Annotated in this window: 23 protein-coding genes and 1 pseudogene; 14 read left to right on the top strand and 10 right to left on the bottom strand. The window is 54.2% G+C overall.

Features of this window, described 5'->3' with window-relative positions; translation table 11 throughout:
• Positions 1 to 12: 12 nt before the first annotated feature.
• The 4 genes from ACXAGA_RS14320 to ACXAGA_RS14305 all read right to left on the bottom strand — a co-directional run bounded on the left by ACXAGA_RS14320 (position 13) and on the right by ACXAGA_RS14305 (position 4,095).
• Positions 13 to 1,317, bottom strand: a complete 1,305-nt coding sequence (locus ACXAGA_RS14320) for a TRAP transporter large permease (RefSeq protein WP_475118156.1) — start codon at positions 1,315 to 1,317, stop codon at positions 13 to 15.
• Between the two features lies 1 nt (position 1,318).
• Positions 1,319 to 1,822, bottom strand: a complete 504-nt coding sequence (locus ACXAGA_RS14315; RefSeq protein ID WP_475118155.1) for a TRAP transporter small permease — start codon at positions 1,820 to 1,822, stop codon at positions 1,319 to 1,321.
• A gap of 6 nt (positions 1,823 to 1,828) precedes the next feature.
• Positions 1,829 to 2,800 carry a TRAP transporter substrate-binding protein gene (locus tag ACXAGA_RS14310; RefSeq protein ID WP_475118154.1) on the bottom strand — a complete coding sequence of 324 codons (972 nt, stop codon included), beginning with the start codon at positions 2,798 to 2,800 and terminating at the stop codon, positions 1,829 to 1,831.
• 116 nt (positions 2,801 to 2,916) lie between these two features.
• Positions 2,917 to 4,095 (bottom strand): LysR family transcriptional regulator, encoded by a 1,179-nt coding sequence (locus tag ACXAGA_RS14305; protein ID WP_475118153.1) that lies wholly within the window; start codon positions 4,093 to 4,095, stop codon positions 2,917 to 2,919.
• 143 nt (positions 4,096 to 4,238) lie between these two features.
• Here ACXAGA_RS14305 and ACXAGA_RS14300 point away from each other — a divergent pair, with 143 nt between their 5' ends.
• From ACXAGA_RS14300 to ACXAGA_RS14285, 4 genes are read left to right on the top strand one after another with little or no spacing between them, the layout of a single operon-like run.
• Positions 4,239 to 4,970 (top strand): PIG-L deacetylase family protein, encoded by a 732-nt coding sequence (locus ACXAGA_RS14300; protein ID WP_475118152.1) that lies wholly within the window; start codon positions 4,239 to 4,241, stop codon positions 4,968 to 4,970.
• Between the two features lie 32 nt (positions 4,971 to 5,002).
• Positions 5,003 to 5,971: a VOC family protein gene (locus ACXAGA_RS14295; protein ID WP_475118151.1), complete on the top strand. Its 969-nt coding sequence runs from the start codon at positions 5,003 to 5,005 to the stop codon at positions 5,969 to 5,971.
• A 1-nt stretch (position 5,972) separates the two neighbouring features.
• Positions 5,973 to 6,644: a 4-carboxy-4-hydroxy-2-oxoadipate aldolase/oxaloacetate decarboxylase gene (locus tag ACXAGA_RS14290; protein WP_475118150.1), complete on the top strand. Its 672-nt coding sequence runs from the start codon at positions 5,973 to 5,975 to the stop codon at positions 6,642 to 6,644.
• Complete coding sequence (locus tag ACXAGA_RS14285; protein ID WP_475118149.1) at positions 6,637 to 7,686, top strand: 4-oxalomesaconate tautomerase; 1,050 nt, start codon at positions 6,637 to 6,639, stop codon at positions 7,684 to 7,686. Before ACXAGA_RS14290 ends, ACXAGA_RS14285 begins: the two co-directional genes overlap by 8 nt.
• On the opposite strand, the gene ACXAGA_RS14280 is transcribed toward ACXAGA_RS14285, so the two are convergent.
• Positions 7,665 to 8,588, bottom strand: a complete 924-nt coding sequence (locus ACXAGA_RS14280) for a LysR family transcriptional regulator (RefSeq protein WP_475118148.1) — start codon at positions 8,586 to 8,588, stop codon at positions 7,665 to 7,667. The genes ACXAGA_RS14285 and ACXAGA_RS14280 overlap by 22 nt on opposite strands.
• 139 nt (positions 8,589 to 8,727) lie before the next feature.
• On the opposite strand from ACXAGA_RS14280, the gene ACXAGA_RS14275 reads away from it, so the two are divergent.
• Both ACXAGA_RS14275 and ACXAGA_RS14270 read left to right on the top strand, forming a co-directional pair.
• Complete coding sequence (locus ACXAGA_RS14275; protein WP_475118147.1) at positions 8,728 to 9,321, top strand: glutathione S-transferase family protein; 594 nt, start codon at positions 8,728 to 8,730, stop codon at positions 9,319 to 9,321.
• A 3-nt stretch (positions 9,322 to 9,324) separates the two neighbouring features.
• Complete coding sequence (locus ACXAGA_RS14270; protein ID WP_475118146.1) at positions 9,325 to 9,723, top strand: VOC family protein; 399 nt, start codon at positions 9,325 to 9,327, stop codon at positions 9,721 to 9,723.
• A gap of 39 nt (positions 9,724 to 9,762) precedes the next feature.
• Here the strand turns inward: ACXAGA_RS14270 and rhaI are convergent, their stop codons facing one another.
• Positions 9,763 to 11,028, bottom strand: coding sequence for an L-rhamnose catabolism isomerase (gene rhaI, locus ACXAGA_RS14265; RefSeq protein WP_475118145.1), 1,266 nt, complete (start codon positions 11,026 to 11,028; stop codon positions 9,763 to 9,765).
• Between the two features lie 9 nt (positions 11,029 to 11,037).
• Complete coding sequence (locus ACXAGA_RS14260) at positions 11,038 to 13,140, bottom strand: bifunctional rhamnulose-1-phosphate aldolase/short-chain dehydrogenase (protein ID WP_475118144.1); 2,103 nt, start codon at positions 13,138 to 13,140, stop codon at positions 11,038 to 11,040.
• Between the two features lie 188 nt (positions 13,141 to 13,328).
• Between ACXAGA_RS14260 and ACXAGA_RS14255 the strand changes: the two genes are divergently transcribed.
• From ACXAGA_RS14255 to ACXAGA_RS14220, 8 genes are read left to right on the top strand one after another with little or no spacing between them, the layout of a single operon-like run.
• Positions 13,329 to 14,132, top strand: coding sequence for a DeoR/GlpR family DNA-binding transcription regulator (locus ACXAGA_RS14255; protein WP_475118143.1), 804 nt, complete (start codon positions 13,329 to 13,331; stop codon positions 14,130 to 14,132).
• 30 nt (positions 14,133 to 14,162) lie between these two features.
• Complete coding sequence (gene rhaS / locus ACXAGA_RS14250) at positions 14,163 to 15,155, top strand: rhamnose ABC transporter substrate-binding protein (RefSeq protein WP_475118142.1); 993 nt, start codon at positions 14,163 to 14,165, stop codon at positions 15,153 to 15,155.
• A 49-nt stretch (positions 15,156 to 15,204) separates the two neighbouring features.
• A complete protein-coding gene (locus tag ACXAGA_RS14245; protein WP_475118141.1) occupies positions 15,205 to 16,719 on the top strand; it encodes a sugar ABC transporter ATP-binding protein in 1,515 nt (504 codons plus the stop codon).
• A complete protein-coding gene (locus ACXAGA_RS14240) occupies positions 16,720 to 17,697 on the top strand; it encodes an ABC transporter permease (protein WP_475118140.1) in 978 nt (325 codons plus the stop codon). It begins immediately after the preceding gene.
• Entirely contained in the window at positions 17,694 to 18,677 is a 984-nt protein-coding gene (locus tag ACXAGA_RS14235) for an ABC transporter permease (RefSeq protein ID WP_475118139.1), read from the top strand. The genes ACXAGA_RS14240 and ACXAGA_RS14235 overlap by 4 nt, the downstream gene beginning before the upstream one ends.
• Positions 18,677 to 18,991: an L-rhamnose mutarotase gene (gene rhaM, locus ACXAGA_RS14230; protein ID WP_475118261.1), complete on the top strand. Its 315-nt coding sequence runs from the start codon at positions 18,677 to 18,679 to the stop codon at positions 18,989 to 18,991. The genes ACXAGA_RS14235 and rhaM overlap by 1 nt, the downstream gene beginning before the upstream one ends.
• A complete protein-coding gene (locus tag ACXAGA_RS14225) occupies positions 18,988 to 20,331 on the top strand; it encodes an FGGY-family carbohydrate kinase (RefSeq protein ID WP_475118138.1) in 1,344 nt (447 codons plus the stop codon). Before rhaM ends, ACXAGA_RS14225 begins: the two co-directional genes overlap by 4 nt.
• Positions 20,331 to 21,476, top strand: coding sequence for an alpha-hydroxy acid oxidase (locus ACXAGA_RS14220; RefSeq protein WP_475118137.1), 1,146 nt, complete (start codon positions 20,331 to 20,333; stop codon positions 21,474 to 21,476). Before ACXAGA_RS14225 ends, ACXAGA_RS14220 begins: the two co-directional genes overlap by 1 nt.
• A 41-nt stretch (positions 21,477 to 21,517) precedes the next feature.
• On the opposite strand, the gene ACXAGA_RS14215 is transcribed toward ACXAGA_RS14220, so the two are convergent.
• The 3 genes and pseudogenes from ACXAGA_RS14215 to ACXAGA_RS14205 all read right to left on the bottom strand — a co-directional run.
• On the bottom strand, positions 21,518 to 22,294 hold the full coding sequence (locus tag ACXAGA_RS14215; protein WP_475118260.1) for a TIM barrel protein: 777 nt from the start codon (positions 22,292 to 22,294) through the stop codon (positions 21,518 to 21,520).
• Complete coding sequence (gene iolB / locus ACXAGA_RS14210; protein ID WP_475118136.1) at positions 22,294 to 23,088, bottom strand: 5-deoxy-glucuronate isomerase; 795 nt, start codon at positions 23,086 to 23,088, stop codon at positions 22,294 to 22,296. The genes ACXAGA_RS14215 and iolB overlap by 1 nt, the downstream gene beginning before the upstream one ends.
• A gap of 1 nt (position 23,089) precedes the next feature.
• A pseudogene (locus tag ACXAGA_RS14205) lies at positions 23,090 to 23,394 on the bottom strand (3D-(3,5/4)-trihydroxycyclohexane-1,2-dione acylhydrolase (decyclizing)); the annotation flags it as partial.

The following is a 23,394-nucleotide window of genomic DNA, read 5'->3' as shown; positions in this document are numbered from 1 at the left end:
GTAGCGATGTGTTCAACCGAACATAGAGTTCGGAATGAATAGCGCGATCTGCGGAAAGGCTATGATCAGCAGTAGCGCAACCAGCATGGCGCCTAGGAATGGCAAGACACCTTTGAACACTGTTGTCAGTGGCACGCCATCTGCGACGCCGCGCACCACAAAGACGTTCAATCCAACTGGCGGTGTGATCATACCCATTTCGATAACGATCACGGCGACAACGCCAAACCAGATCGGATCAAAACCCATGCCAGTAATCACGGGAAATACGATCGGAATGGTAATCACCAGCATCGACAGGCCATCCATGAACATACCCAACGCGACATAGGCCAGCAAAATCACGGCCAATGTACCATAAGGCCCCAAATTCAGATTGCCCAATCCATCGCCCAAAGTTTGCGGGATGTGTGTGACCGAAAAGAACGGGTTCAGGATGTTTGCGCCGATCACGATCATGTACAGCATGGATGACGTTTGCAGCGTGCCCATCACGGCTTCTTTGAAGCTATCCCAGGTCAATTTGCGTTGCAAAACAGCCAGCAGGATAACCAGACCAGCGCCGATGCCCGATGCTTCGACAGGTGAAAAGACACCCAGATAAATGCCGCCGATCGAGGCAACGATAACAAATAGCAGCGGTGCGGCGGCGATCAACAATTTGAACCTTTGTCCAAATGGGACTTTTTCGCCGCATGGGCCTGCTGTTTCATCCAGCGTGGCGATAATCCAGACCACAGCCATGAACAGCACCATCAGCAGCATGCCCGGTAGAATGCCTGCCATGAATAGGCGACCAATGCTTTCTTCGGTCAGGATCGCATATAGCACGAAACCGGTCGACGGCGGGATCAGGAACCCCAATGTGCCGCCCGCAGCGATGGATCCCGTTGCCAGTCTATCGGCATATCCAACGCGCTTCATTTCTGGCAGGGCGACTTTGCCCAATGTGACGGCTGTTGCAACGGATGAACCCGAAACTGCCGAAAAAGCCGCGCAACCGATGACAGAGGCAGATGCCAGGCCGCCTTTGAACCGTCCGACCCATGCAAATGCAGCATCATATAGGCCGCGCGAATATCCGGCCACGGACGATACGTTGCCCAGCAGAATGAACATAGGCACAACGATCAACGAATAGTTGGACACCGCCGAATAGCTTTCTGTCAGCAACAGGGCCGATGCAGACCGCATGCCTTCTAAAATGCCATAGCCGAAGAAACCGACGATCAGCATGGCAAATGCCACAGGTGTGCGCAGAATCATCAGGGCAAACAGGGCGACAATGCCCAACAGCCCAACAGTTGTATCGGTCATATTATTCGGAGTCCTTGTTCGTCAGGATCAAAACGATGTCTGCCGCGAACACAGCGACACATAAGCCAGCACCGACAGACAAAATGGCATAGAGTGGCCAGATCGGCAGGTTCAGCATATTTGTCGCGTCGCCCCATTCAAACGCATCTAGCGATTTCAGCCATGCGCGGCGGGCCAACAGGAACAGCACATAGCCAGAAATCAGTCGCGAAACGATGTCGCCGATTTTTCGGCCAATTCGGCCCAAAAACGGGTCAAAAACATCGACAGAGACATGGACACGATGCTGCGTCGCATACGGCAGGGACGACATTACAACAGCTAGCGCAGTCAGCTGTACGATTTCGTTGATGCCCAAGATCGGCGTACCCAGCGCGTATCGCATAATCACGCCGACCGCGATAATGACGACAAGCCCGATCAGGCAAATGCCGCCAAAAACCGCGAGGATAAAGTTGGTACGGGCGAATAGTTTCGCCCATGCCGTGGTTTGATATCCGAACATCGTTCTTTACTTTGCCAGCGCGTCGACGATCGCCTGCGCGTTGCCACCTGTTTCGGCGACGACTGCGGCGGTAACCTCGGCGGATAGAACGTTAAAGGCTTCGGCTTGTTCTTCGGTCAGAACGATCACCTCTTTGCCTTCGGTCGATGCGAATGCTTCAACGCCGCCTGCAGCTACTGACAGCTGGGTTTGGTTCGCTAGGATTGACGCGGCTTTGCCGGCTTCAACGATTGCGGCCTGTTCTTCGCTGCTCAGGTTTGCATAAGCGTCGCGGTTCATCAGGATGAAGAATGGCGAATTGGTCGTGTCCATACCCATGGTCAGGTAATTTGCGACTTCGCCCAGACGGAATGCGCGGGTGGCAGTGGTGTCGATGTAAGCGCCATCGATCACACCAGTTTGCATTGCGTTATAAATTTCGGTGACAGGCATCGAAACTGGCGTTGCGCCCCATGCTTCGATCACTAGGCCCGCGTTGCGCGATGGAACGCGAATTTTCAGACCGGCCAGATCGTCTGGCGAATCCACGGCAACATCACGCATGTACAATGCGTTGCCTGCGCTGGACCACAGCGACACCAGCTTCACGCGGCGATATTCATCTGCCAGCAGATCGATGTTTTCCCATAGATCGACTGTGCCTGTTTCTTCGTTCGTGACGCCAGGCAGTTCGGCAACCAGAGTCATTGGGAATTGCGATGCGGTATAACCCGCCAGCGAAATCGCCAATTCGGCCACGCCGTCAACAACGCGGCTGTATTGTTCTACGGGGCCTGGGCCCAATTCACCGCCCGAATAAATGGTCACTGTGACGTCGCCACCAGTGGCTTCGCTGACCATATCAGCAAATGGCTGGAACGCACCTTCGACGTATGGGTGCATCGGTGGCATAAAGTTGGCGAATTTCAGGTCTTCGGCCATTGCAGCGCCGCCCCAAACGGTAGCAGCGGTCGCAGCGATAGCAGTAAATTTACGCATGTCTTTCCTCCCAATCAGACAGTTTGGGCATGTGCCCGTTCGCTGTCAGTTTGTGAGAGAGGGCCGTCAATAAAACCAATTCAATTGTTGGTTTTCGGTATAATTTTTAGCTATAGTTAATTTTCGATTGGCGCCGCTGAGCGTAATAAATCAAGCAAAATAGACTGAGATTTCGTAGGTTCCCAATCATTTCGTGTTGTTATGCCGATCGCGCGGCCCGGCCAATTTCCCGCGACATGGATGCGCGCCAACAGCCCCTTTTCTATCTCTGCTTGTGCTTGGACGCCTGAAACACAGGCGATAAAATCGGCGGTCAAAAGCATTTCACGCATAAACAGCACCGAACCGCTTTCAATGATGGATGCGGGGCGCGGGGAATTCGTGCGTTTGAAATAGGCATCAAACTGGTCCCGTGATGGTGACCCCAGCCGCGGCACAACCCAAGAGTGGTCCGACAATTCCGTCAATTCAACGTTTTGGCCGGCTAACGGATGGTCTGGTGCGCATACAAACGCCAGATAGTCACGGAACAGTTCCTGCTGGTTTACATCGCCGATTGGCGCTGGTGTCCGCAATGCGCCAACAATGACGTCAACCGTGCTGCGCCGTAGGCCCGTCAGTAGGTCTTCGTAAGGGCCGTCGTTTATTTCTATGGCAATGCGTGGCCGCAATTCGCGGAATTTGGCCAAAACTTTGGGTAATATAGCCGATCGCGACAACGGTAGGGCGCCAATGACGATTTTACCTGCGTCACGTCCGTCGAATTCGGCCAGATCAGCGTCCGCCTGATCGAATTCGGCAAAAGCCAGTCGCGTGGCTTGAACCAATGCAAGCGCCGCTTTGGTCGGAATAATCCCATGCTGCGCCCGTTCGAATAGGGCAGAATTGCATTCTGTTTCCAGCTGGCTGACCGCGCGATGGATCGAAGGCTGAGACAGGCCCAGACGTTTGGCGGCGAGCGTAAAGTTTTCGGCATCCGCAACGGCCACCATCGCCTGAAGCTGCGTGTGCGTGGCCGTGACAGGTAGCCGCGGAGACAAGGTTTTCAGAACGGGATCCAGTAATGCAAAGGCCCGTCTGACCCGTTTTGTTAACGCTTCTCCGCGTTCTGTTGGGAACGCACCTTGGCGCGTGCGTTTGAACAGTTGTCCACCGACTTCGGTTTCTAACTTATGTAATGTTTGACTGACGGCAGGCTGCGACACCGAACAAATGTCAGACGCAAGAGTCAGCGATTTTACGTCAGAAACCGTCAAAAATACCCTTAAATGTCGAAGGTTTCGTGAAATCGGCATGTCAGTGTTTCATCCGTTTATGCGTTGTCGATAAGGCCAAGGTAATTCGGCCTTATAACCAAAAATTATCTTAACAGGCAATAAACCAAATTGCCTGTACCGCTATGGCATGGGACAGATGTGCGCAGCTTAGGGAGTATGCAATGACCACAAAAAAGACCGCACTTGTAATTTCTGCACATGCTGCTGACTTCGTTTGGCGGTGTGGCGGGGCCATCGCGCTGCATGCTGAAAAAGGGTATGATGTGACCGTTGCCTGCCTGTCGTTTGGCGAACGCGGCGAAAGCGCCCGTCTGTGGAAAGAAGGCAAATCGCTGGACGAAGTCAAAGCGATCCGGCGCGGCGAAGCAGAGGCAGCAGCCGATGCATTGGGCGTTGCGCGTTTGGAATGCTTTGATCTGGGCGACTATCCTTTGCATTTGGAAAGAGAGGACAAGTTCAAGCTTGTCGATCTTATCCGCGACGTGCAGCCGTCGTTTATGCTAAGCCACAGCCAATACGACCCCTATAATACTGACCACATGTACATGACGCAGATCGCGCTAGAAGCGCGCATGATTGCGCAGGCGTGGGGCCATAACCCAGGTCAAAAAGTACTGGGTGCGCCGCAGCTGTATCTGTTTGAACCGCATCAGACCGAACAGATGGGGTGGAAGCCGGACCATTTCCTGGACATCACCTCTGTATGGGACAAAAAGCGCAAAGCCATGGAATGTAACGAAGGTCAAATTCACCTTTGGGAATACTACACGCGTGTTGCACAGCAGCGTGCTAACCATTTCAAACGCAACTCTGGTGGGCAATCGGGCGGGCGTGATTGCCAATACGCCGAAGGTTTCCAAAGCATTTTCCCGCGCACTGTTGATGAACTATAATCGCTTTGCGGTCTGAACTGATAGGAAACGAAATGTCCGATCCAACCAATCCGTCCTTTGATCTGGCGCATCTTAGCCACGTCGAGATGCTCACGAACAAATTCGATGAAAGCCTTGCGTTTTTTACCGAAGTTTACGGGCTTGTCCTGTCGGGTCAGGATGAAACGTCCGCCTATCTGCGGGCTTGGGATGATTACGAATACTGCACGCTGAAATTGACTAAATCCGATACTACGGGTGTTGCACATATCGGGTATCGCGCTGCATCGCCCGAAGCGTTAGAGCGCCGCGTGCAGGTCATTCAGGACAGCGAATATAAAGTGCACGGCTGGGTCGACGGGGATCTGTCCCATGGCCGCGCGTTTCGGTTCGAAGACCCATTTGGTCACGTCTTTGAAATTTTCTACGAAACCAACTGGTACGAACCACAAATCGAAGCAGAACGCGCTGCGTTGAAAAATACCGCTTCGGCGTTCAAAGGTGCCGCCCCGCGCCGTATCGACCACCTAAATTTGTTGTCGACCGATGTGCGCGAATTCAAACGGTTTATGGAAACCTGTCTGGGCAGCCGTGTGACCGAATATATCGAACTGGATAATGGTCGTATGGGTGGTTGCTGGTTCACAGTGAACAACAAAACCTACGATCTTGCTTGTACCGAAGATCATACCGACGCAACGGGCCGTTTGCACCACGTGACATACGCAACGGACCAGCGCGAAGATATCCTGCGCGCCGCTGATATTTTCCTGCAAAACAATGTCCATATTGAAACGGGCCCCCATAAACACGCGGTTCAGGGCACTTTCTTCCTGTATGTTTGGGAACCTGCGGGCAATCGCGTCGAATTGGCAAACGCCGGTGCGCGTTTGATCATGGCGCCTGATTGGAAACCGATCAAATGGACGCAAGCCGACCGAATGAAGGGTCAAGCCTGGGGGCTGAAAACGATTGAATCGTTCCACACCCACGGCACGCCTCCAGTTGAAAAGGATCATTGATATGGGCGTAGTTGTTCAAAATATTGAACGGGCAGATCAGGCTGTCATTGATGCCCTAGGCAATGCAGGCGTCGCAACCGTACACGAAGCCCAAGGGCGCATCGGTTGTCTGCAATCCTATATGCGCCCGATCTATAAGGGTGCGAAAATTGCGGGATCTGCTATCACTATTTCGGCGCCTCCGGGTGATAACTGGATGGTTCATGTTGCGATCGAACAGCTGCAACCGGGTGATGTTCTGGTGCTGGCGCCTACGTCCCCGTGCGATAATGGCTATTTCGGCGATTTGCTTGCAACTTCGGCGCAGGCACGTGGGTGTCGGGGTCTGATTATTGATGCAGGCGTGCGCGACACTGTCGATCTGGAACAAATGGGTTTCCCTGTGTGGTCCAAAGCGGTGTCATGCCAAGGCACAGTCAAAGCGACCTTGGGCGACGTGAACGTTCCAATCGTGTGCGCAGGCCAAACCATCAATGCGGGCGATATCATCTGCGCAGATGACGACGGTGTGTGTGTCGTTCGTCGCCAAGATGCCGAAGCTGTGCTTGCAGCGACGCAAAAACGTTTGGATGCCGAAGAGGCAAAGCGCGTGCGACTGGCCGCAGGTGAATTGGGGCTGGATATCTACGATATGCGTCCACGGCTAGAGGCAATGGGCCTGAAATATGTCTAATGGCATCCCTTGCATCTGGATGCGTGGGGGCACGTCCAAAGGCGCTTATTTCAACGCCGCGGATTTGCCAGCGAACGATGCGGATCGTGATGCGCTGTTGTTGCGTATCATGGGCAGCCCCGATCCCAACCAAATTGATGGTATAGGCGGGGCCGATCCTCTGTGTTCCAAGGTTGCGATATTGTCTCCGTCCATGCGCGATGATGCAGATGTCGATTACCTGTTTCTACAGGTGTTTGTGGATGAACCGATTGTGTCGGGGGCGCAGGCATGTGGGAACATTTTGGCGGGCGTTGGCCCCGCAGCGATCGAAATGGGCATGGTGAATCCCAGCGGCAATGAAACCCGCGTACGTATTTTCATGGAAAACACAGGCGAATCGTCTGACGCGATTGTCCAAACACCGAACGGGGTTTTAACCTATGACGGTACGGCGCGCATTGATGGGGTTCCAGGATCGCACGCGCCAGTTTCATTGATGTTTTCGGGTTTGGCTGGGTCTATGTGTCCAGCGTTATTGCCCACAGGGAACAGCGTTGACCTGATTGATGACGTCCAATGCACGTTGATTGATAATGGAATGCCCATTGTTGTCATGCGTGCCGATGCATTCGGTTTGACCGGATATGAAAGTCGCGAAGAATTAGATTCTAACATTTCACTGAAATCGCAGATCGAAGCGATCCGGCTTAAGGCTGGCCCCATGATGGGGTTGGGCGATGTGGCCGGAAAATCAGTGCCTAAGATGACATTGGTCAGCCCTGCACAAAACGGTGGTGCCATTAACACGCGCAGCTTTATCCCTCATCGTTGTCACGCAACGATCGGCGTTTTTGCGGCTGTATCTGTCGCGACGGCCTGCACTTTACCGAATTCTCCGGCGGCGGATTTGGCCAATTGGCCCAAAGGCGACGTGTTTTCCATCGAACATCCGACCGGCGCTGCTGATGTCGTGATTAGACGTGATGAAAACGGTGCTGTGATAGGGGCGGGGACGTTACGTACAGCGCGAAAACTGTTTCAGGGACTGGTTTTCGGGTAAACGGTCGCGTTTGCGTTGGCACGCAATCTAGCTGCAGCAAATTCTATAAACGCGGTAACGCGGCGTGGGGCGGTTCGGTTTGGCCAGCGCAAAATGTTTACTGGAATTTCGGTATTGTCCGCATCGGGAATAACGGGAACCAATTGGCCTTTTGCTATGGCGTCTGCCGCCTGATACCCGATGACGCGCGTTATGCCCAATCCGTTAATTGCCGCGCGAACGGCGGCTTCGGCAGAGTTGACAGTAAGGCGGGGCCGCACCCGTATCGTTTTGCGGCCGTGTTCGGAATGGTCATAGACCCAACGCAGCCCACTGGGCGGTGCAGCAAAACAAATGCAGACGTGATTGTTTAGGTCTGTCGCATTTTGCGGCGCAGGGTGTCGGGCTAGGTATGATGGCGCGGCGCAGGTCACCATTCGCTGTGTTCCGATAAATGTCGCCAAATGACCTGAATCGCGTAGGGTTCCGATCCGGACAGCCAGATCGATGCCTTCTTCGATCATATCAACCCGACGATCCTGTAACAGCAAACGGATATCGATATTGGAATGCTGTTCCAAAAAATCGGTGACGATTGGTAGGATATGCATTTTGCCATAGGTTTCAGGCGCAGTGATTGTGATTGTGCCGTTCAGCGCGCTGATTTGCCCCGAAATTCGCGCCTCGGCCTGATCGATGTCGTCGATGATCAAACGACAGGCCGTCAGATATTCGCGGCCTTCGGGCGTTAATTCCATTCGGCGGGCCGAACGCGTTATCAATGCAACGCCAAGGTGATGTTCCAACTGGCTAAGCTGGCGGCTGATGTTTGTCAGGGGCGTGTCCATTTCGCGGGCTGCGGCCGACAAACTGCCCGCCCTTGCGACGGTGCTGAAAACTTGCATGGCGCGCAATTTGTCCATCTACGACCTTTCCAAAAATCGGAAACATACAATCCGTTACAACCGACTATCGGAATGCGTGCAAAGGCGAAACACTACCTTAGTCCTGTCGCCTTAACGTTTAGATGCGGCAACACTTGCACCGATTGGGAGGAAAACGATGCAATTATACGACCTAGAACTATCGGGTAACTGTTACAAAGTACGCCTGTTTTTATCGCTGATTGGTCAGTCCTATGAACTGATCCCAGTTGATTTTTTGGGTGGCGCTCATAAACGGCCGCCATTGTCGGACATGAACCCATTTTGTGAAATCCCGATTTTGACGGACGGCGCGCTGACCCTACGCGACAGTCAGGCCATTCTGATTTACCTTGCGCGTCAATACGGCGGCGAAGCGTGGCTGCCGACCGAAGCCGCATCGATGGCTCAGGTCATGGAGTGGGTAATGATGGCCGAAAATGAAATTGCACGCGGTCCGAATGACGCGCGTTTGCACGACAAATTCGGATATGAATTGGACCACGGGCTGGCCGTCGAAAAAGCAAAACGCGTGCTAACGCTGCTAGAGGCCCAGCTAGAGGGCAAGGAATGGCTGGCGCTAGATCGGCCAACAATCGCGGATATTGCGTGTTTCCCCTACGTCGCACTGGGTCACGAAGGCCGCATTCCCGTGGGCGATCATCCGAATGTCGCGGCATGGATCGACCGCATCAAATCTTTGCCGCGTTTCGTCACCATGCCAGAACTGTAAATCATGGGGTTTTCGATCACGCGCTATGAACACGTCGGGATACGCGTCACTGATCGCGATCGTGCGATTGCTTTTTACCAATCACTTGGTTGGCGCGAAGAAAAGAACCTGCCGCAATATCATGCGAATGAAATGGTCAATGACGCGGGCGTTTATATCAACCTGATTTTCAATGGTGCAAAGCGACCTGACAATCGCAACGTGTTGCAAGACGAACCCATCAAATGGGCGGGATTTACCCATGCGGCATTTGTGGTGACCGATATGGATGATTTGATCGCGATGTTTGACGATAATGCGATCAAAATCACCGAAGGGCCTGTGATTTATAGCGATCGCCGGCGGGTTATCTTTATCCGCGATCCAGATGGTAACGTGTTAGAGTTTAACGAAATCCTATAAAAAAGGCCCGATTGGATGATCAATCGGGCCTTTCATTTATCACACGATACCGCCGCCCGCGCCGGATACTTTGGGGCGGATGCTGGCGACCTGCGCACGATACCCCGATTGACGATAGGTCATGATCGGGTCAATCGCGCCGCCCGTTTCCAGACGCGCCATTTGCAGGATCGGTTCAACGTCCGTGCGGAAGGCGCGGCGCAGGGTTGCCGATGCCATCAGCGCATCATTATCGTTCTGATATCCTGTTAGAACCTCACGATCGACCAGCGATGCCTGAACAAAGGCCCGTTGAATTTCCATGGCGGAAATCATCAGACTTTCGATCGGGTCGGTCACGTTATGCGATTGATCGATCATATGTGACAGGTTCAGGTCAGGGCTTTCTGCATCGACCAGTTCGTTCCAAACTAGGAACATGCGGTAGGGGTCGATTGTGCCGCTATCCAGATCATCGTCCCCGTATTTGGAATCGTTGAAATGGAAGCCGCCCAATTTGCCTGCGCGGATCAAGCGCGACACGATCATTTCGATGTTCACGTTCGGCGCGTGGTGGCCCAGATCGACCAGACATTTGGCTTTGTCACCCAATTCCTGTGCGATCATCAGGGATGTGCCCCAATCCTGTACGACAGTGGAATAGAACGCGGGTTCGTACATTTTATGTTCGCTGAACAACTGCCAGTCATCTGGCAGCGCGCCATAGATGTCCTGCATCGACGCCATATAGCGATCAAACTGACGGCCCATGTGTGTTTGACCAGGGAAATTCGATCCGTCGCCGATCCACACGGTCAACGCGTTCGACCCAATGGCCTGGCCGATTTCGATGCATTCGATGTTGTGATCTACGGCTTGCTGACGTGTCGCGGCATCATTGTGGGACAGCGACCCGAATTTATACGAATGTTCCTGATCGGGCTGATCTTGGAACGTGTTCGAATTCATCGCGTCAAAGCCCAGACCGTATTCGCCTGCTTTTTCCAGCATGGCCTTTGGGTCGGCTTTGTCCCATGGAATGTGCAGGGACACTTTTGGCGTGGCTTGGGTCAGGGTGTGGATCACACCGCAGTCGTCTAGTTTGTCAAAAATATCGCGCGGTTCGCCTTCGCCCGGGAAACGAGCGAAACGGGTGCCGCCGGTGCCGGTGCCCCATGACGGGACAGCAACACCAAAGGTCTTTGCGCGTTCTTTGATCGCTGCGGCGTCAATACCGCGGCGATCCAGCTGTTCGCAGATGGCATCGTAATCGGCATTCAGATCGTCGATGCGTTTTGCGTTTTCGGATTCGATAAAGGTCTTCATAGCCGCACCTTAGCGTGTGAACGCTTGGACATTGCCAGCGTCAACGTTGATGATGTTGCCAGTGGACTTTGCCGATGCTTCGGACGCAAGGAAATAGGCCGCTTCGGCGATGTCTTCGGGCAGGACGGACCGTTTTAGCATAGAACGATTGCGGTACATTTCCTCTAGGCCTTCTTTGTCCGTGCCATAGGTGCCTGCGCGCTGTTCCAGCCATTCGCCTTCCCAGATTTTCGAACCCTTTAGGACGGCATCAGGGTTCACGACGTTCACGCGGATGCCTGCATCTGCACCTTCTAGCGCCAAACAACGGGCCAGATGGATTTCAGATGCCTTGGCCGTGCAATAGGCCGACGCGTTTGGCGATGCCGCCAAGCCGTTTTTGGATGCAACAAAGACAATCGATCCGCCGATGTTTTGTTGGCGCATGACCTTGAACGCTTCGCGGCTGACTAGGAAATAACCCGTGGACAGGATGTCCATGTTTTTGTTCCACAGATCCAGCGATGTTTCTTCGACCGGCGCCGACGACGCGATGCCCGCATTCGACACCAGAATATCAACGCCGCCGAATTCGACTGCTGTATAGGCATAGGCGTCAATGATCGCCTGTTCGTCGGTGACGTTCATCTGCACGGTGCGCACGACATCAGCACCGAACGTTTTCGCGAAACCTGCGCGCACTTCTTCCAATGCCGTTTCGTTGATGTCGGCCAGCATGACGCATGCGCCTTCGGTCAGGTAACGGTGGGCCGTTGCCGCGCCGATGCCGCCCGCGCCGCCGGTGATCAATGCCACACGGCCCGCCATCGATTTCGGCTTTGGCATGCGCTGTAACTTCGCCTCTTCTAGCAGCCAATATTCGATGTCGAACGCTTCTTGTTCGGGCAGGCCGCAATATTCGGACACAGCCGACGATCCGCGCATCACGTTGATCGCATTCACATAGAATTCGCCGGAGATCCGCGCAGTTGCTTTGTCTTTGGCAAAGGTGATCATGCCAACGCCTGGCACCAGATAGACCACCGCGTTCGGGTCACGCAAAGCAGGGGAGTTATCGTGTTTGCAGCGGTCATAATAGGCCGCATAGTCCGCGCGGTAATCGGCAACCTGATCGGGCAGACCCGCCAGCACGTCGTCGATGTTATTCTTGGCTGGGTCAAAATTCACCACCAATGGGCGGATTTTGGTGCGTAGGAAATGGTCAGGGCAGGATGTGCCTAGCGCGGCCAAAGGCTCCATGTTTTTGGAGTTTACGAATTCCAGAACCGCATCCTGATCGTCGAAATGACCGACCATATGCTGTTGGCCCGACACCATGCCGCGGATCGCAGGCATCAGTTTCGCGGCAACAGCGCGGCGGGCATCTGCGTCCAGCGACGTGTGAATAGCGCCACCAAATGCGGACTGACCTGCGGTTTTGTCGGCGAACCAGTCCATTGCTTTTTGGATGATGTCCAGCGTCAGTTCGTAACACGTCTTTGCGTCATCATCCCAAGTGAACAACCCGTGCGATTCCAGCACGACGCCTTTGGCATTCGGGTTTTCGACGCAGAATTTTTCTAACCACAGGCCCAATTCATAGCCTGGTTTTTTCCAAGGCAGCCAACCGATGTCATCGCCGAAAATCTCGGCCGTTAGTTCGCGCGAATTTTTGGATGCTGCAATCGCGATGATCGCATCTGGGTGCATATGGTCTACGTGTTTGCGCGGGACATAAGCGTGCAGCGGGGTATCAATGGATGCCGCGCGCGGGTTCAGGTTCCACGTGCAGTGCGGCAGATAGCCGACCATTTCGTCTTCGAATTCGACGCCGCGATAGACGCCTTTCAGCGCGCGCAGTTTGTCCATGTATAGGGTGGCAAACCCGTCCATTTTGATCGAACCGACGTCGCCGCCCGACCCTTTGACCCACAGAACCTCTACCTCTTCCCCAGTCAAAGGGTCCTTTTCCATGACTTTTGCCGATGTGTTGCCGCCACCGTAATTGGTGATCCGTTTGTCGGAGCCCAGCAAATTCGAGCGGTACAAAAGTTTTTCCGACTCGGACATGGATGCGGCTTTGGCGTCATCCCAACCGTTAACAAGGCGCTGATTTGCACCGGAATTCGACATGATATCCTCCCTTCGCGTTGAAAAACGCGGTAATAACTTTCCAATCAAAACTGACGAGACTGCGACCGAATGTCAATCACAAACAATCATAAAAGATCGTTTGCACCTGCAGAATGATTGAAAATGATTTTTAATGATTGACAATGCGCGTCAAAATCCCGCAACATCCAAATCCGAGGGAGGACTCAATGCACGAAACAGAACGCCATAGGGTTATTTTATCTGCTGTTCAGGACCGTCCGGTCGTGACGGTGGTTGACCTGTGTGGCCTGACCGGTGCGTCCGAAGCCACCATTCGTCGCGACATTGCGACGTTGCATGAAACGAAGAAACTGCGCCGTGTGCGCGGTGGCGCCGAAGCTTTGACCCCACCACAAGTGGTTGGGCTGGCGGGGCGGCCATTTTCGATCAACGAAACGATCAATATCAAGCAGAAACAAGCAATCGCGCGCGCAGCCGTTGAATTGTGCGATGACGGGGATCCTATCATCATCAACGGCGGCACAACGACGTTCCAGATGGTGCATCCGTTGGCCACGCGCCGTGTTCAGGTTTTCACCAATTCGTTCCCGATTGCCGAACATCTGCTGAAGAACACCAAAAACACCATCATGCTGTCGGGCGGGGTTATTTACCGCGAACAGAACATTGTGTTGTCGCCATTTGAAAATGACGTGACCCGCAATTTCTATGCCCGCCGCATGTTCATGGGCGCCCAAGGCATCGGACCGCTGGGTCTGATGGAGGCGGACCCGCTGCTGATTCAAGCCGAACAGAAACTGATCGGTCAGGCGGATGAATTGGTTGTTTTGGTGGACAGTTCGAAATTCGATCAGCGCAGCAGCCTTGTGCTGTGTGGGCTGGACCGGATCGACACCGTGATCACCGACGAAGGCATCACGGACAAAACTGCCGCCATGTTGGAGGCAGCAGAGGTTAAGCTGATCGTAGCCCCTGTCGAGGCTGCGGAAGCAGAGGAGGCGGCCTCTTAGACCCGCTGGTTACACTTTAGGGAGGATACAATGAGTGTAATGAAGAAAATTCTGTCGACTGTGGCTGTTGCGGCTGCGTTTACAGGTACGGCTGCACAGGCCGAAGACATGCGCATCGCACTGGTGGTAAAAGCACTGGGCATCGGTTTCTTTGAAGCGGCTGCAAAAGGCGCCGAAGAGGCTGCTGCCGAACTGGGCGATGTAGAAATCATTTACACCGGTCCGACCGACACCACCGCCGAAGGCCAGATCGAAGTGATCAACAGCCTGATCGCCCAAGGCGTTGATGCGATCGCAATTTCCGCAAACGACCCTGATGCGGTTGCACCTGCGCTGGCACGTGCAATGCAGCGCGGCATCACCGTAATTTCGTGGGATTCTGGCGTCGCCCCCGAAGGCCGCATGATGCACCTGAACCCATCGTCGAACGAACTGATCGGTAATATGATCATCAAACTGGCGGCTGACCATCTGCCAGAGGGCGGCGAAGTCGCGGTTCTATCCGCTTCGGCGACTGCAACGAACCAGAACATCTGGATCGACGAAATGAACAAAGTCATGGGCAACTACCCAGGCGTCGAAGTCGTGGCGACTGTTTATGGCGATGACCTTGCCGATAAATCCTATCGCGAAGCCCAAGGCCTCATGCAGTCTTATCCTGATCTGGACGCGATCATCGCGCCGACTTCGGTTGGTATCGTGGCGGCTGCGCAGGCCGTAGCTGATGCTGGCAAAGCAGGCGAAATCAACGTGACAGGTCTGGGTCTGCCATCGGAAATGGCTGGCGCGATTGAATCGGGTGCATCGAAATCCTTTGCGATCTGGAACCCGATTGATCTGGGCTATTCGGCTGCAATGATTGCGCACGCTCTGGCAACTGGCGAAGCAACCGCAGAACCAGGCGCGTCGATCCCGATGGGCCGCATGGGCGAAGTAACGTTGGATGACACCAACTCGGGCGCTATGGCCGATCCGTTTGTGTACGACGCATCGAACATCGCTGACTTCGTCGACATTTTCTAATCTCCCAAGGGTCGGCATCATGGGTGCCGGCCCGCCTATTGGACTATCAATGCAACAACGTGTTTCAACGGACGCGCCGGTTTTGCGGCTCGACCGAATAACCAAAACATTTCCGGGCGTTAAGGCGCTGGATCAGGTGCAGCTTGGCCTATTTCCGGGTCAGGTGACTGCGCTGGTCGGGGAAAACGGCGCGGGTAAATCCACGCTGGTTAAGATTTTGACGGGCATCTATCAGCCCGATGGCGGCGCGATCTATGTGGGCGACGAACAGGTTACATTTCCGACCGCCCAAGACGCCGCTGCCCATGGCATCACAGCGATCCATCAGGAAACCGTCCTGTTTGACGATCTGACGGTTGCCGAAAACATATTCTTGGGTCACGCGCCCAAAACCAAATGGGGTTTGATCGACACGAAAACCCAAACCCGCCGCGCGACTGAAATTTTGCGCAGCATCGGCGCGGACATTGATCCGCAAACGCGTCTGCGCGATCTGGGTATTGCGTCGAAACACCTTGTTGCGATTTCGCGCGCGCTGTCGATTGATGCGCGGGTTGTCATCATGGACGAACCCACCGCAGCGCTGTCGCACAAGGAAATTCACGAACTTTACGATCTGGTCGATCAGTTAAAGGCACAGGGCAAAGCGATCCTGTTTATCAGCCACAAATTCGACGAGATTTTCCGAATTGCCGATCGCTACACCGTTTTCCGCGATGGTCAGTATGTCGCCAACGGCAAAATCGCCGACATTAACGAAGGCGAATTGGTTCAGATGATGGTGGGCCGGTCTGTTGATCAGGTGTTTCCAAAACGCGAAAGCCTATTGGGGACCGAAGTTTTGCAAGTCGTCGGTTATGACCACCCGACCGAATTCGAAGGTATCAATTTCAAACTGCACCGAGGCGAGATTTTAGGTTTCTACGGTCTGGTTGGGGCAGGGCGGTCTGAATTCATGCAGTCCCTGTTCGGCATCACCAAACCGTCCAAAGGCGTGACGAAAGTCGACGGCAAAATCACCGTCATCCGGTCCCCCGCGGCTGCAGTTGAGGCTGGCATCGTGTACGTCCCCGAAGATCGCGGTTTGCAAGGCGCTATTCGCCCCATGCCGATTTTTCAAAACGTGTCGCTTGCGTCGCTGAAAAAGACGTCGAAAAACGGGTTTATTCGACTGGCCGAAGAATTCGCAATGGCGCGTGAATATACCCAGCGTTTGGATTTGCGCGCGGCGTCTTTGGATACCCCTGTGGGCAATCTGTCGGGCGGCAACCAGCAAAAAGTCGTCATCGCTAAATGGTTGGCAACAAAGCCAAAAGTCATCATTCTGGACGAACCGACCAAAGGCATCGATATCGGATCCAAAGCCGCCGTTCATGATTTCATGGCTGAACTGGCGTCCCAAGGGTTGGCCGTCATCATGGTCAGTTCCGAAATCCCCGAAGTCCTAGGCATGTCCGACCGCGTGATTGTCATGCGCGAAGGCCGTATCGCCGCCGAAGTGTCCGGCGATGACATGACCCCCGAAACTCTGGTCCGCCACGCTGCGGGCATTGCGGAGGCGTAGATGAATATCCTTAAATCCCGCGAAATGATCCTGACTGGCGCGATTGTCGTGCTGCTGGGTCTGGTCGCGACCCGTTTTCCGGCGTTTGTTGCGCCATCCAATCTGGTTGCTGTGTTCAATGACACGTCGCCCCTGATCCTACTGGCGATTGGTCAGATGATTGTCATTCTGACCAAATGTATCGACCTGTCGGTTGCCGCCAATCTGGCGCTGACGGGGATGGTTTGCGCTATGATCAACGTCGCGGTGCCGGGTGTGCCTGTCGTTGTGATCGTGGCCGTGGCCATCGGTCTGGGCGCGATTTTGGGTGCGTTCAACGGCATCCTTGTGTGGAAATTGGATATTCCGCCGATCGTCGTGACTTTGGGTACGATGACCATTTTCCGTGGTATCATTTTCCTGATTTCCGACGGGAAATGGGTCAATTCCCACGAAATGTCCCCCGCGTTCAAGGCATTCCCGCGGGCTGAATTGTTGGGCCTGCCTATGCTAAGTTGGACTGCTATTTTGATGACCGTAATTTTCTTTACGATCATGACGCGGACGACGCTGGGGCGGTCTTTCTACGCTGTCGGCGGCAATCCGCACGCGGCGGTCTATACGGGCATCAACGTTGGTAAATCGCAGTTCTGGGCGTTCACCTTTTCGGGCGCTTTGGCAGGGTTGGTCGGATACCTATGGGTGTCGCGCTATGCGGTGGCCTATGTCGATATCGCGCTGGGGTTTGAATTGGACGTGGTCGCCGCTTGCGTTATTGGCGGGATCGCCATTTCCGGCGGCATCGGGTCCATCGGCGGAGCCGTTCTGGGCGCGCTGTTTCTGGGCGTCATTAAAAATGCGCTGCCTGTCGTGAATATCAGCCCGTTTTGGCAAATGGCGATCTCTGGCTCTGCCATCATTATCGCAATCGCCGTGAACACCCGCGCTGGCCGCACCAAAGGCCGCATCATCCTGAAAAAAGCAGAGGCCACCCAATGAGCCACGTCGAACGCATCATTCCCGACCGCCTGCAATCGCCGTTTCAGAAACGGATCAAAAGCTGGGAAAGCCTGTTGTTGGCTGTCGCTATCGGGATTTTCATCGCGAACAGTTTTGCGTCCCCCTATTTTCTTAATGCGTGGAACTTGTCTGACGCGACATTCAATTTTACGGAAAAGGCGATGATTGCCTTTGCCATGGCGCTGTTGATCGTGGCGGGTGAAATCGATCTGTCGGTCGCGTCGATCATCGCGTTGTCATCGACCGCGATGGGGGCCGTGGCGCAGTTTGATGTAACCACGCTGACCATTGTTCTGACGGGCCTGTCCGTCGGGGTTATCTGCGGCGCGTTCAACGCTGTTTTGGTCACGGTGATGGGCCTGCCGTCCATCGTGGTCACCATCGGTACAATGAGCCTATTTCGCGGCATCAGCTATATCGTTTTGGGCGATCAGGCGTTCCGTGGTTACCCAAGCGATTTTGCCTTTTTCGGGCAGGGATACGTGTTCTGGGTGATCAGCTTTGAATTCGTTTTGTTCGTTGTTTTGGCCGTGATTTATGGTGTTTTGCTACACAAAACCAACTTTGGCCGCGCGGTGTACGCCATTGGCAATAACGCGACAGGAGCGTTATTTTCAGGTATCCGCGTCAACCGCGTCAAATTCATCCTGTTCGTTCTAACGGGCCTAATGTCCGGCGTTGCGGCGGTGTGTTTGACATCGCGCCTAGGGTCCACCCGCCCGTCCATCGGGTTGGGGATGGAGCTAGAGGTCGTCACCATGGTCGTTTTGGGCGGCGTCAATATCTTGGGCGGATCGGGGTCTATTCCAGGCGTTGTGATCGCGGCCTTTGTTATGGGTATGGTGACCTTTGGTTTGGGTCTGTTGAACGTACCCGGTATCGTCATGTCGATCTTTATCGGCGCACTGCTGATCGGTGTGATCGCACTGCCGCGCCTATGGGCGATGTGGAGGGCATGATGCAAAAATACGCGTTCAAAATGCAGCTGCACGACGGTCAGTTGGACGAATACCAACGTCGTCACGATGAAATCTGGCCTGAATTGGTTGATCTGCTGAGACAGGCGGGCGTGTCGGATTATTCGATCCATCTGGATGCCGATACGAATGTGTTGTTCGGCGTTTTATGGCGCACGGATGATCACGGCATGGACGACCTGCCAAACCAACCAGTCATGCAAAAATGGTGGGCGCATATGGCAGATATCATGGCGACCCACCCAAACAACGAACCTGTGGCGACCCCGCTGATCAACGTCTTTCACATGCCATGACTCATATTGCTGTCATTGATGTCGGTAAAACCAATGCCAAGCTGGCGTTGGTTGATAGCACGACGTTGCAAGAAATCGCAGTTCTTACCCGTCCAAACCGAGTTTTGACCGACGGACCGTATCCGCATTTTGATCTGGACGGGCATTGGGGTTTTTTCGTTGATGCGCTGGCGCAGTTCCAATCGCAGCATGGCGTTGATGCAATCAGCATTACCACGCATGGCGCGGCGGTCACGTTGATCGATCAAGGCGGGCAGGCCATCCCGATGTTGGATTACGAATTTGGCGGATTGGATCCCAAGGGCTATGATGTCCTGCGTCCCGAGTTTGCTGAAACAGGGTCTCCGCGATTGGCGATGGGGTTGAACGCGGGGGCGCAGTTGCATTGGCTGTTCGCAAATGATCCATCGCTGCGCGATCGCGTTGCGTCCATTGTCACCTATCCGCAGTATTGGGGGTATCGGTTGACAGGACAGGTGGCGACCGATGTGACAAGCTTGGGCTGTCACACCGATCTGTGGAACCCGCATTCGGGCCAATATTCAAAATTGGTGAATGATCTGGGCATCGCGGACCTGATCGCACCAGCACGAAAATCTACCGACATATTGGGGACTGTTCGGGCCGAAGTCGCCGAACAAACGGGTCTTTCAGCGTCAACTCCTGTGGTTTGCGGCATTCACGATTCAAACGCGTCTTTGTATCCGTATTTATTGGACGCGAAGGGGCCATTTTCTGTCGTGTCTACGGGCACTTGGGTGGTTTGTATGTCCATGGGCGGCACGGTTCCCACACTGGACCCGTCTCGCGATACGTTAATCAATGTGAATGCGTTGGGGCAGGCGGTCCCAACGGCCCGTTTTATGGGCGGGCGCGAATTTGAACTGATCCGCGCGGGCCGCGATATAATACCGACCGATGCCGATCGAAACGCTGTTTTAGATGGTATCCACCTGTTGCCAGCGGTCGAACCTACGTCGGGGCCATTTATTGGGCGTCAGATGGCTTGGTCCAAAACGCCAGCGACCGCCGGTCAGGAAATGATCGCGCTGTCCTATTATCTTGCTTTGATGACGGACACCTGTTTGTCGCTGATCGATGCCACGGGCCCTGTGATTGTCGAAGGTCCGTTTGGTCGTAACACCGACTATCTGCAGATGCTTGCGGCGCTGCGTCCAAATGTGCGGATTGCCGCTTCGGCAACAGGGACTAGTGTTGGCGCCGCGTTGTTGGCTATGGATAGCCCGCAAAGCCCCGAAACCAAACCCATCGAAAATCCCGTTGATGATAGATTTACCCAATATGCTCAAGATTGGGCTCGACTGCTAAAGGAAAGCTGATGCGTCTTTCAAATTGCCATAATTTTCACGATTTTCAAAAACTGGCAAAACGTCGTTTGCCATCGCCTTTGTACAACTACATCGCAGGCGGCGCGGACGATGAACTAACCCTGCGGGAAAACACGGCCAGTTTTGATCGCGTCGATTTGGTGCCGAATGTGTTGCGCGGTGTCGAAAATGTGGATTTGTCGACGACGGTGATGGGCCAGAAAATTGATCTGCCTGTTTATCTGTCGCCAACTGCATTGCAGCGTCTGTTCCACCATCAGGGGGAACGGGCGACTGCGGCGGCGGCTGAAAAATTCGGAACGATGTTCGGTGTGTCCACCATTGGCACTGTCGCGATGGAGGAATTGGCGGCAAAGCATTCCAATCCGCAGTGCTATCAGTTCTATTTCCACAAAGATCGCGGATTGAATTCCGCGATGATGCAGGCCGCGAAAGACAACGGTATCAAGGTCATGATGCTGACCGTGGACACCATTACGGGCGGAAATCGCGAACGTGATTTGCGGACTGGATTTTCGATCCCTCTGCGTCTGAATCTGCGCGGGATGCTGGATTTTGTTCTGAAACCGCAGTGGGGGATCAACTATGTCACCCATGAAAAATTCAGTCTTCCCCAGTTGGAAAAGCATATCGATATCAAAGGCGATCCAGTTAGCATCGGCAAATATCTGAACGATATGCTGGACGCGTCCATGAACTGGGACGACGTTGAAAAAATGGTCCGTGAATGGGATGGGCAGTTTTGTCTAAAAGGCGTGATGAGCGTGGAGGATGCGATCCGTGCGGCAGATATCGGCTGTACGGGAATTGTTTTGTCCAACCACGGAGGCCGTCAGTTGGATGGATCGCGGACGGCCTTTGATCAGCTAGACGAAATCGTGCAGGCGGTCGGTGATCGTATGGATGTGATGATTGATGGCGGGATCCAGCGGGGGACCCATGTGCTCAAGGCGCTTGCACTGGGCGCAAAGGCGGTTGGTCTGGGCCGGTTCTATCTGTTTCCATTGGCCGCGGCTGGACAACCGGGTATCGAACGCGCGGTCGGTAAGCTGCGCGATGAATTGGTGCGGGATATGCAGTTGATGGGTTGTACGTCGATTGATCAGCTAAGCCGCGATATGTTGCGGTTCCGCTGATCGATCTGTTTGTGGTCGTCCGCCCCAATTGGGGCGGGCCATCAAATCTGGCTTTCGATCCATTCGAACGATCCACGAATGAGATCGCCATTTTCGATATCAATCACCGCAGGCTCTGTGCATTCGAACGAAAACGCGCCTGTGTAACAGCGTTCGATAAACGCCCGAATTTGCGGGATCGCAGCGGAACGGTCATCCGGATTAACAAATACGCGGTGCGCATCTGCGCCGGAATCCAGTGCTATCTTAGGATCCGAAATTCCCGAAATATGGACCATTGCGGTATGGTCAGGGAAAATTTCGGTTTCGTTCGCAATTGTGTGCTGGAACGTGTCATGCACGATCGCGAACATCTCTGGCGCGATTTCATCAATTGCGGCGACCAAATCTGCTTTGCCTTTGATCGAAGACGTTTCAAACCCAATCGGTTCGATCAGTGGTTTGACAGATAGACCACGGAAAATGGGCATGAGTTCCCGCAGTGTTTCACGAATGGTCAGCGTTGGCCGATCGTCCACCGTCGGGATCAAAGACATGGTTTGTGCCCCAGCGGCATCCGCCAGCTGCGCCAAATCTGTTATCTGTTGAGCGATATCGTCGGACCAAACGTTGAACCCGTAAACCTCGGATACGCCAAAAAGGTGCAAACCTTTTTCGGCGATCAGCGCTTTTGCAGCAGCGGGGTCCATCCCATCGAATATTGGGCGGCCAAGGTCATTGCGAGCCTCGATGCCGCCGCAGCCTGTCGCCACCGCCATGTCCAGATAGTCTGGAAATGACAGTGTGCGACAGGTTTTTTGGTTCAGTGCACGTATCATCACATCAAATGTTCGACTTCTGGCGCGGCGATGAACCGCCATTTGCGCAGTGGACCGGCCATGACGTTCAGATAGTACATCTCGAACCCGTGGGGCGCACCGCAGGGGTGGTGACCACGTGGGACGCAGACGACATCACCGTCATAAACAGCCATGGTTTCGTTCAGGGTCAGATCGTCGGTGTAGACGCGCTGAATGCCCCAACCGCCTTCGGCGTTGATCCGGTGGTAATAGGTCTCTTCCAGATAGGTGATATTTGGAAAATCATCTTCGTCGTGGCGGTGCGACGGGAACGACGACCAGTGGCCAGCGGGGGTAAAGACTTCGGTCACCAATAGGCTGTCGCAGTAGTCTTCGTTTTCCATCGCGATGTTGTTGATGTAGCGCGTGTTCACGCCTTCGCCGCGCTGGGTCAGGGTGATGCCGTCTGGGCCAATCTTGCGCGCTTTGTGGCCCGATTTGCCAGGCGCCAGACAGACAGCAATCGTGCAATCTGTCGTCGCGGTCGCGTCCCAGTTTTCATCATTTGGCACATACAGGCAGTGCGGAGGCGTCTTTTCAAAAACGTTCATCCGTTCGCCCAATTCGCCCCAGTTTTCACCGGCGGCGTTGATCGTGGCTTTGCCTTCGACCATGACCAGAATGGCTTCGTTCGAACCGGTCGCCTCGGCGATGGATTCACCCGCACGCAAACGGTACAGCGAAAATCCGACATAGCGCCACCCCGCAGACTGCGGGGTGATTTCGTGGACTTTTCCGTGTGTACCGAACGGTTTTTTCAGTAGGTCTGCCATATCAGTTCACCAGCGATTGTTGCATGATCTGTCCGAGGTATTCTTCGAACCGTTTTTGTTGTTTTTCACGAGTTGACACCTGTGGGACTGCAACGTCCCAGAAGTAACCGTGGGAACCAGCGGTGGTTTCGATGCCGGTGCCGGGGAAGTCTTTGGCGATGGTGTCGATGACGATCACGGTCGGGATGTTGCGGGTCCGCGCGGCTATGATTTCAGCCTCTAGCTGGTCGGTGTTCGCCGCTTTGACCGCATGCGCGCCCATCGATGCTGCGTGCATGACGTAGTCGATCTCTGGCTGCACTTCGA

The sequence above is a fragment of the Marivivens sp. ABH4_498 genome, assembly GCF_056160585.1.
The sequence above is the reverse complement of the archived record's forward strand: the minus strand, read 5'-3'. Positions and strand labels throughout refer to the sequence as shown.